The sequence below is a fragment of the Kineococcus vitellinus genome, assembly GCF_009906315.1.
Classification (GTDB): Bacteria; Actinomycetota; Actinomycetes; order Actinomycetales; family Kineococcaceae; genus Kineococcus; species Kineococcus vitellinus.
The window spans coordinates 1-8,706 of the sequence record NZ_JAAALL010000187.1; the positions used below are offsets into that span (position 1 = coordinate 1).

Genomic DNA, 8,706 nt, shown 5'->3' on the forward strand with positions numbered 1-8,706 from the left:
CAGCGGGCGCGCCGGGAGCGGGCGCCAGCATAGGCACCACGGCGTCCAGGACCGCGTCGGCGACGACGTCCTTGCTGGCCTCGGGCACCTCGCGCTCGCTGCCGTCGGCGCCCAGCAGGACGACGGCGTTCGTCGCGGTGGCGAAGCCCCTGCCCTCGCCGACCTCGTTGAGCACGAGCAGGTCGCAGCCCTTGCGGGCCAGCTTGGCGCGGCCGTGCTCGAGGACGGTGCCGCTCGCGTCGCCGGTCTCGGCGGCGAAGCCGACCAGCACGGGCGAGCGGGCGCCGGCGCGGGCGGCCACGAGGGAGGCGAGCACGTCGGGGTTGCGCTCGAGCACCACGACGGGGTCGCCGGCCGGGTCGTCGGTCTTCTTGATCTTGGCCTCGCTGCGGGTGGCGGGGCGGAAGTCGGCGACGGCGGCCGCCATGACGACGACGTCGGCGGAGCCCGCGCGCCGCTGCACGGCCTCGGCCAGCTCGCGGGCGGTGCCGACCGCCACGACCTCGACGCCGGCCGGGGCCGGCACCTCCAGGTGGGCGGCGACGAGGACGACGTCGGCGCCGCGGGCCGCGGCCGCGGCGGCCAGCGCGACGCCCTGGCGGCCGGAGGAGCGGTTGCCGAGGAAGCGCACCGGGTCCAGCGGTTCGCGGGTGCCGCCGGCGGAGACGAGGACGCGGCGCCCGGCCAGGTCGCGGCGGCGGGCGCCGGAGCCGAGCAGGCGGCGGCAGGCGGCGGCGACCTCGCCCGGCTCGGGCATGCGGCCGGGGCCGGTGTCGGCGCCGGTCAGCCGCCCGGAGGCGGGGTCCAGGACGGTCGCGCCGCGCGAGCGCAGCAGCGCGACGTTGTCCTGCACGGCCGGGTGCAGCCACATCTCGGTGTGCATCGCGGGCACCAGCAGCACGGGGCAGGTGGCCGTCAGCAGCACGTTGGTCAGCAGGTCGTCGGCCAGGCCGTGGGCCGCGCGCGCCAGCAGGTCAGCCGTCGCGGGCGCCACGACGACGAGGTCGGCGTGGCGCCCCAGCCGCACGTGCGGCACCTCGTCGGCGCGGCTCCACACGTCGGTGGCCACCGGCTTGCCGGACAGCGCCTCCCAGGTGGCGCGGCCGACGAAGTGCTCGGAGGCGGCCGTGGGCACGACGGTGACGTCGTGGCCGGACTCGGACAGCTCGCGCAGCAGCAGCGCGGCCTTGTAGGCCGCGATGCCGCCGGCGACGCCGAGGACGACCCGGGGCCGGGGGGTGGTGCCTCCGCTCACCGCGCGCGCGTCACTGCTCGATGGGCTCGGAGGTCAGCAGCCCCTCGTTGATCTCGCGCATGGCCACCGACAGCGCCTTCTCCTGCACGTGGGTCTCGACGAGCGGGCCGACGTACTCCAGCAGGCCCTCGCCGAGCTGGGAGTAGTAGGCGTTGATCTGCCGGGCGCGCTTGGCCGCGTAGATGACCAGCGCGTACTTGGAGTCGGCAGCCGTCAGCAGGTCGTCGATGGGCGGGTTGGTGATGCCCTCGGGCGACGCGACGGTTCCAGCCACGGTGTGTCTCCTCGGTTCGGTGTGCGGCTCCGCGGGCCGGGAGCCCGCCGGGACGGCCCGTCAGGAGGCGGGCAGACCCATCCATCCTACGAGCTCGTCGGTCGCGCGCCGGACGTCGTCGTTGTAGATGGTCACGTCGAACTCCGGCTCGGCCGCCAGCTCGACGCGCGCGGTCGCCAGCCGGCGCTCGCGCTCCTCCTCCGTCTCGGTCCCGCGGCCCACCAGCCGGCGCACCAGCTCCTCCCAGCTGGGCGGGGCGAGGAAGACGAAGCGCGCCGCGGGCATCGCCGCGCGCACCTGCCGCGCGCCGGCGAGGTCGATCTCCAGCAGCGCGGGGCGCCCGGAGGCCAGGACCTCCTCGACGGGGCGGCGGGGGGTGCCGTAGCGGTGGCGGCCGTGGACGCGGGCCCACTCCAGCAGCTCGCCGCGCTCGACGTAGCCGTCGAAGACGTCCTCGGTCACGAAGTGGTAGTGCACGCCGTCGACCTCGCCGGGCCGCTGCGGGCGCGTGGTGGCCGAGACCGAGATCCACACCTGCGGGTAGCGCCGGCGCAGGTCGGCGGAGACGGTGCCCTTGCCGACGGCGGTGGGGCCGGCGAGGACGGTGAGCCGGGCCGGCTCGCCCCCGCCGGGCGCCGGGGGTCCTGCGGGGGACTGCGAGGTGCTCAGGACGCGCTCCCGGCCGTGCCGAAGCGGTCGACGAGCGCGGCGATCTGGTGCGCGCCCAGGCCCCGCACGCGCCGGGACTCCGAGATGCCGATCTCCTCCATGATCTGGCGGGCGCGGACCTTGCCGACGTTGGGCAGGGACTCCAGCAGCGCCGAGACCTTCATCTTGCCGAGGACCTCGTTCTCCTGGCCCTCCTTGATGACCTCCTCCAGGCTCCCGCCGGCGTACTTGAGGCGGTTCTTCACCTCGGCCCGTTCACGACGGGCGGCGGCCGCCTTCTCGAGCGCAGCGGCGCGCTGTTCGGCGGTCAGGGGCGGCAGAGCCACGGTCTCACCTCGGTTGGTCCCACGGGGTTCGTCCACTGGGGCAGCGGATCGGCGGGTCAGCGGATCATCGGGTGCCGCAGAACCTAGCGACCCACCTGCACCAGCGGCAACGGCGGGGTCTCCCCCGCCGTCGCCGCCGGTGCGGGCCGGGTCGCGGGCCGGCGGCTCTCAGGCCGCCGGTGCGGCCGGGCGGGCGGACCCGCGCGGCTGCAGGCGCCCCGCCTCGATGTCCTCGGCCCAGTGGCAGGCCACCTTCTGCGTGGGCGGGTGCCCGTCCACGACGCGCAGCAGCGGGCGCTCGTCGGCGCAGCGGGTGGGCTGCACCCAGGGGCAGCGGGTGCGGAAGCGGCAGCCCGAGGGCGGGTCCGCCGGGCTGGGCAGGTCGCCGGAGAGCAGGATCCGCTCCCGGCTCGCCTCGGCGACGGGGTCGGGCACCGGCGCCGCCGACAGCAGCGCCCGCGTGTAGGGGTGCAGCGGCCGGGCGTACAGCCCGGAGCTGGTGCCCTCCTCCACGAGCGCGCCCAGGTACATGACGCCCACGGTGGTGGAGACGTGCTTGACCACCGCGAGGTCGTGGGCGATGACGAGGTAGGTCAGGCCCAGGTCGCGCTGCAGCTCCTCCAGCAGCACGAGCACCTGCGCCTGCACGGACACGTCGAGGGCGGAGACGGGCTCGTCGGCCACCAGCAGGTCGGGGTCCAGCACGAGGGCGCGGGCGATGCCCACGCGTTGGCGCTGGCCGCCGGAAAACTCGTGCGGGTACTTGGCCCCCGCGCCCGAGGGCAGCCCGACGCGGTCGAGCAGGCCGCGCACCCGCGCCCGCCAGGCCGAGGGCCCGCCCTCGGCCCGGTGCACCGCGAGCGGTTCCAGCAGCGCGCTCTCGACGGTCTGGCGGGGGTCCAGGCTGGCCAGCGGGTCCTGGAAGACCATCTGCATGCGGCGCCGCTCGCGGCGCAGCTGCTCGCCGCCGAGCGCCAGCAGGTCGGTGCCGCCGATCGCCACCGAGCCCGCGGTGGGCTCGGTCAGGCGCAGCACCGCCCGCCCGAGGGTGGACTTGCCGCAGCCGGACTCCCCCACGAGGCCGTAGGTGGTGCCGCGGGGGACGTCGAGGTCGACGCCGTCGACGGCCCGCACGGCGCCGACGGTGCGCTGCAGGATCCCGGTCCTGATCGGGTAGTGCACCTCCAGCCCGCGCACCGACAGCAGCGGGCCGTCGGCGGCCGCGCCCGACGGCGCCGCCTGCGCGGATCGCGCTCCCGCCATCACGCCACCTCCAGGGGGGTCCCGGCGGGGTGCACGCACCGCGCCGTGTGCTCGGGCCGCGGCCCGCTGAGTGCGATGTCGGGGACCCGGCAGGCCGCGTCGGCGTGCGCGCAGCGCGGGGCGAAGGCGCAGCCGACCTCCCAGGCCAGCCGGTCGTTGACCGATCCGCGCACCGGGTGCAGCGGCGTCCCCTCCGGGGCGTCCACGCGCGGCACGGCCGCGAGCAGGCCCTGGGTGTAGCGGTGGCGGGGGGCGGCGAACAGCTCCCCGCGCGGGGCGGACTCCACGACGCGCCCGGCGTACAGGACGTTGACGCGGTCGCAGGTGCCGGCGACGACGCCGAGGTCGTGGGTGATGAGGACCATCGCCGTCCCCGACTCGCGCACCAGCGTGGTCAGCAGGTCGAGCACCTGCGCCTGGATCGTCACGTCCAGCGCCGTGGTGGGCTCGTCGGCGATGATGAGCCGCGGCGAGCAGGCCAGGGCGATGGCGATGAGCACGCGCTGGCGCATGCCGCCGGAGAGCTGGTGCGGGAACTCCCCCGCCCGCCGGCGCGGGTCGGGGATGCCGACCCGCCCCAGCAGCTCCACGGCCTCCTTCTTCGCCGCGGCGCGGTCGAGGTCGGTGTGCGCGCGCAGCACCTCGGTGAGCTGGCGGCCCAGGGTGAGGACCGGGTTCAGCGAGGTCATCGGGTCCTGGAAGACCATCGCCAGGTCGCGGCCGCGGCGGCGGGCGAGCTCGGACGGCGACAGCGCCAGCAGGTCGGTGCCGTCGAAGCGCACCGATCCGCTGATGCTCGTGCCGCGCCGCGGCAGCAGGCCCATGACCGCCAGCGAGGTGACGGACTTGCCGCAGCCGGACTCACCGACCAGGCCGACGACCTCGCCGGCGTCCACGGAGAACGACACCCCGTCCACGGCGGTCGTGGCGGGCTGCCCCTTGCGCTGGAAGCGGACCCTCAGGTCCTCGACGTCGAGCAGGCTCACTCCGGTCACCGTCCGCTGCGGGGGTCGAGGGCTTCGCGCAGGGCCTCGCCGAGCAGGGTGAAGCCCAGCGCGGTGACGGCGATGGCGATGCCCGGGTACAGCGCCAGCCACGGCGCCTGGTCGAGGCGGTCCTGGGCGGTGACGAGCATCCGCCCCCACTCGGCGACGGCGGGGTTGGGGTCGCCGAGGCCGAGGAAGCTCAGCGCGGCGACCTCGATGACGGCCGTCGCCAACGTCAGCGTGGCCTGCACGAGCACCGGTCCCAGGGAGTTGGGCAGCATGTGCCCGACGACGATGCGCCGCTGGCGCAGGCCCAGCGAGCGCAGCGCGACGACGTAGTCCTGACCGCGCTGGGCCAGCAGCGAGGCGCGCAGCAGCCGGGCGAAGATCGGCACCTGGGCCGCCGAGATCGCCAGCATGATCGAGACGGGGCTGCGGCCCAGCAGGGCCGCCACGCTCACCGCCAGCAGCAGCGAGGGGATGGACAGCAGCACGTCGACCAGGCGCATGATCACGGTGTCGACCCAGCCGCCGATCCCGCCGGCGAGGACGCCCAGCAGGGCCCCGACGGCCAGGCCGACGGCCGTGGAGACCACGCCGATGACCAGCGAGGAGCGCGCGCCGTAGATCAGCTGCGTCAGCAGGTCCGAGCCGTAGGAGTCCAGGCCCAGCGGGTGCTCGTCGCTGGGGCCGGGCACCGAGGTGGGCGTCACCTCGCCGAACCACTCCGAGGTCGCCGGCCGGAAGGGCGCCAGCAGCGGCGCGAGCACCGCGACGAGCACGAAGAGCAGCACGATGACCGCCCCGACGATCCCGGCGGGGTTGCGGCGCAGCCGCCGCCACGCCGAGCGCCACGGCCCGGCGCCGCCGCCCCCCGTCACCTCCGCGGGCGGTGGCGCCTGCGGGGTCAGCGCGTCCAGCGCCGTCATGACACCCTCACCCTCGGGTCGATGACCCCGTAGCTGATGTCGACGACGAGGTTGACCAGCGCGTAGACGACGGCGATGAAGAGGATGAACCCCTGCAGCACCGGGTAGTCCAGCTGGGTCACCGCGTCGAAGAGGTAGCTGCCGATGCCGTTGATGGAGAACACCGTCTCGGTGAGCACCGCCCCCGACAGCAGCGCCCCCGCCTGCAGGCCCAGCGTCGTCGACACCGGCAGCAGCGCGTTGCGCAGCACGTGGCGGCGGCTGATGACCGCGCGGGAGAGGCCCTTGGCCTCGGCCGTGCGCACGTGGTCGTCGGAGAGCACGTCGAGCACCGAGGCCCGGGTGATGCGCACGATGATGGCCAGCGGGATCGAGCCGAGCGCGATCGCCGGCAGCACCAGGTGCACCAGCGCGTCCCAGGAGGCGTCCCACTCGCGGGTCAGCAGGCCGTCCAGGACGTAGAAGTTCGTCACGTGGGTGGCGTCGATGCGCGCGTCCTGGCGCCCGGAGGTCGGGAAGAGGCCCAGCTGGATGGCCAGCAGGTACTTCAGCAGCACGGCGAGGAAGAACACCGGCACCACGACGCCGAGCAGCGAACCGCCGACGACGGCGTTGTCCAGCCAGCCGCCGCGCCGGCGGGCGGCGAGGTAGCCCAGCGGGATGCCCAGCACGATCGCGAGCACCAGCGCGGCCAGCGAGAGCTCGATGGTCGCGGGGAAGCGCTCGAAGAACGTGGTGACCACCGGCTCACCGGTGTTGATCGAGGCGCCGAAGTCGCCGCGCACGATCTGGCCGAGGTAGGTGAGGTACTGCTGCCACACCGGCTGGTCGAAGCCGTAGCGCTCGTTGACGGCGGCGATGCCCGCGGGCGTCGCCTTCTCGCCCAGCAGCGCGCGGGCCGGGTCGCCCGGCAGCGCGCGCACCCAGGCGAACAGCAGCAGGGACAGGCCGAAGAGGACGAGCACCAGGAGGGCGAGGCGGCGCACGACGAGCGTCAGCACGCCGCACCGCCCCCCCGGTGCCGCGAGGGTGCGGGCATCAGGCGTCGGCGACCGTGACGGTGTTCCACACCTCGTCCTGCACGGGGCTGGCGGTGTAGCCGTCGACGCCCGCCGCGAACGCCAGCGAGGGCACCGGGCTGGCGATCGGGACACCCGGCAGCAGCGTCATGATCTGCTCGTTGATGTCCTGGTAGGCGGTCTCCTGCTCCTCCTCGCTGGTCACCGTGCGCGCGGCGGCCAGCGCCTCGAACAGGCCCGGGTCGTTGAAGCCCCACTCGTTGGTCTGCGCGCCGAAGAAGACGCCGACGAAGTTGTCCGGGTCGTTGTAGTCGCCGGTCCAGCCGAGCAGGTGCAGGCCGTGGGTGGCGCCGCCCTGCACGGTGTCCAGGTAGTTGGGGCTCCACTGCTCGGCCACCGGGGTGACGGTGATGCCGGCCGCGGACAGCTGCTGGGAGACGGCGTTGTAGATCGTCTCCGGGTTCGGCATGTACGGCCGGGAGACGCCCGTGGGGTAGTTGAACGGGATCGTCAGGTTCGCCTGCCCCGCCTCGGCGAGCAGCCTCTTGGCGGTGTCGACGTCGTACTCGTACGTCGTCACGTCCTCGTTGAAGCCGATGACGTTGCTCGGCATGAACTGGGTGGCGACCTCGGTGCCCTCCGGCAGCGCGTTCTTGACGACCGCCTCCTTGTCGATCGCGTGCGCGATCGCCTGCCGCACCTTGAGGTCGTTCAGCGGCGGCAGGGCCTGGTTCATGCCCAGGTAGAGGATGTTGAAGGCGGGGCGGTTCTGGATCTGGAAGCCGTCTCCCTCGAGGGTGGCCACGTCGGCGGGGGCGACGAGGTCGTAGCCGTCGATGTCGCCGTTCTGCAGCGCCTGGCGGCGCGCGGCGCCGTCGGAGATGAAGCGGACCACGGCCGTGGCGACCTTGGCCTTCTCGCCCCAGTAGGTGTCGTTGCGCTTGAGCGTGATCTGCTGACCGCGCTCCCAGGAGTCGAAGACGAACGGGCCGGTGCCGACCGGGCCGCCGGTGGCGTAGGCGCTCTGGCGCGGGTCACCGCCGTCGGCGCCGTTGCCACCGCCGGCCTCGACGGCCCCGGTCTCCTGCATCGCGAAGGCGGGCAGCGTGAGGGCGGCGAGGAACCCGGCGAACGGGGCGGTCAGGTTGACCGTGACGGTGCCGTCGGGGTTCGCGGTCGAGCCCGCGTACAGCGAGGTGGACAGCTGCGGGTCGTCGTTGGTCTTGAAGCCGCGGAAGATCGAGCGGTAGTAGTAGGCGAGGTCCTCGCCCTGGGCGATGCCGCGCAGGTTGTACCAGCGCTCGAAGTTGGCCACGACGGCCGCGGCGTCGAAGGGCTCGCCGTTGGAGAAGGTGACCCCCTCCTTCAGCGTGAAGGTGTAGCTGAGGCCGTCCTCGGAGGTGGTCCAGTCCGTCGCCAGCGACGGGGCGAGCTCGGTGGTGCCGGGCTCGGTGGAGACCAGGCCCTCGAAGATCTGCCGGCTGACGCGGAAGGTCTCCCCGTCGGAGGCGAACGCCGGGTCGAGGGAGTCGGGGTCGGAGGCCCCGCCGAAGACGAAGGTGTCGCGGGTGCTGCCGCCGGTCTCGCCGCCGCCCTGCCCCTCGTCGCGCTCGCTCTCGGCGCAGGCGCCGAGGGTGGCCAGGCCCGCCGCGGCCACGGAGGCGACGGTGAAGGCACGGCGGGTGGGGTGCTGCTCAGCCGCGCGCTCGGGCGACTTCTCGTGCATCTCGGGCGACATCTGCGTCCTCGTTCCGGCTCCGGTCCAGCTTCCAGCGGTGGTCGTGCTCGGTCGTGCGCTGGCAGACGCTAGGCGATGGCGAAGTGCTTCCCAAATCCGCCCTGCCCTCGTCACACAGTTGTTACAGAAGGCCGAGCAGGTGAGTACTGCCTCACCTGGGCCTCCGGCACTGCGCAATCTGCTCAGCCGCACCCTCCACGCGCTCGCCGCGCCGTCGCGGCGGGCCCATCCTGGCCCGCCGCCCGGG

9 protein-coding genes are annotated in these 8,706 nt (G+C 74.3%); all 9 read right to left on the bottom strand.

All coding sequences use genetic code 11. From position 1 onward, the window contains the following. A partial coding sequence (gene coaBC, locus GTQ99_RS15555) for a bifunctional phosphopantothenoylcysteine decarboxylase/phosphopantothenate--cysteine ligase CoaBC (protein ID WP_166616644.1) occupies positions 1-1,255 on the bottom strand: 1,255 nt, incomplete at its 3' end. A 10-nt stretch (positions 1,256-1,265) separates the two neighbouring features. Next, positions 1,266-1,529 carry a DNA-directed RNA polymerase subunit omega gene (gene rpoZ / locus GTQ99_RS15560; RefSeq protein WP_166616645.1) on the bottom strand — a complete coding sequence of 88 codons (264 nt, stop codon included), beginning with the start codon at positions 1,527-1,529 and terminating at the stop codon, positions 1,266-1,268. A 60-nt stretch (positions 1,530-1,589) separates the two neighbouring features. Then, on the bottom strand, positions 1,590-2,198 hold the full coding sequence (gmk, locus tag GTQ99_RS15565; RefSeq protein ID WP_166616652.1) for a guanylate kinase: 609 nt from the start codon (positions 2,196-2,198) through the stop codon (positions 1,590-1,592). Next, entirely contained in the window at positions 2,195-2,524 is a 330-nt protein-coding gene (mihF, locus tag GTQ99_RS15570; RefSeq protein WP_166616646.1) for an integration host factor, actinobacterial type, read from the bottom strand. The genes gmk and mihF overlap by 4 nt, the downstream gene beginning before the upstream one ends. Positions 2,525-2,692: 168 nt before the next feature. After that, positions 2,693-3,787, bottom strand: a complete 1,095-nt coding sequence (locus tag GTQ99_RS15575; protein ID WP_166616647.1) for an ABC transporter ATP-binding protein — start codon at positions 3,785-3,787, stop codon at positions 2,693-2,695. Then, positions 3,787-4,773 carry an oligopeptide/dipeptide ABC transporter ATP-binding protein gene (locus tag GTQ99_RS15580; protein WP_166616648.1) on the bottom strand — a complete coding sequence of 329 codons (987 nt, stop codon included), beginning with the start codon at positions 4,771-4,773 and terminating at the stop codon, positions 3,787-3,789. Before GTQ99_RS15580 ends, GTQ99_RS15575 begins: the two co-directional genes overlap by 1 nt. Positions 4,774-4,778: 5 nt before the next feature. Next, positions 4,779-5,702 (bottom strand): ABC transporter permease, encoded by a 924-nt coding sequence (locus tag GTQ99_RS15585; protein WP_166616649.1) that lies wholly within the window; start codon positions 5,700-5,702, stop codon positions 4,779-4,781. Then, positions 5,699-6,703: an ABC transporter permease subunit gene (locus GTQ99_RS15590; protein ID WP_166616650.1), complete on the bottom strand. Its 1,005-nt coding sequence runs from the start codon at positions 6,701-6,703 to the stop codon at positions 5,699-5,701. Before GTQ99_RS15590 ends, GTQ99_RS15585 begins: the two co-directional genes overlap by 4 nt. A 37-nt stretch (positions 6,704-6,740) precedes the next feature. After that, positions 6,741-8,459 (bottom strand): ABC transporter substrate-binding protein, encoded by a 1,719-nt coding sequence (locus GTQ99_RS15595; protein WP_166616651.1) that lies wholly within the window; start codon positions 8,457-8,459, stop codon positions 6,741-6,743. Between the last annotated feature and the right edge of the window lie 247 nt (positions 8,460-8,706).

What these genes read in the sequence shown, in the direction of transcription:
- GTQ99_RS15575 (WP_166616647.1), bottom strand. Translation starts at nt 3,787, where the DNA reads ATGGCGGGAGCGCGATCCGCGCAGGCGGCGCCGTCGGGCGCGGCCGCC.
- GTQ99_RS15585 (WP_166616649.1), bottom strand. Translation starts at nt 5,702, where the DNA reads ATGACGGCGCTGGACGCGCTGACCCCGCAGGCGCCACCGCCCGCGGAG.
- GTQ99_RS15595 (WP_166616651.1), bottom strand. Translation starts at nt 8,459, where the DNA reads ATGTCGCCCGAGATGCACGAGAAGTCGCCCGAGCGCGCGGCTGAGCAG.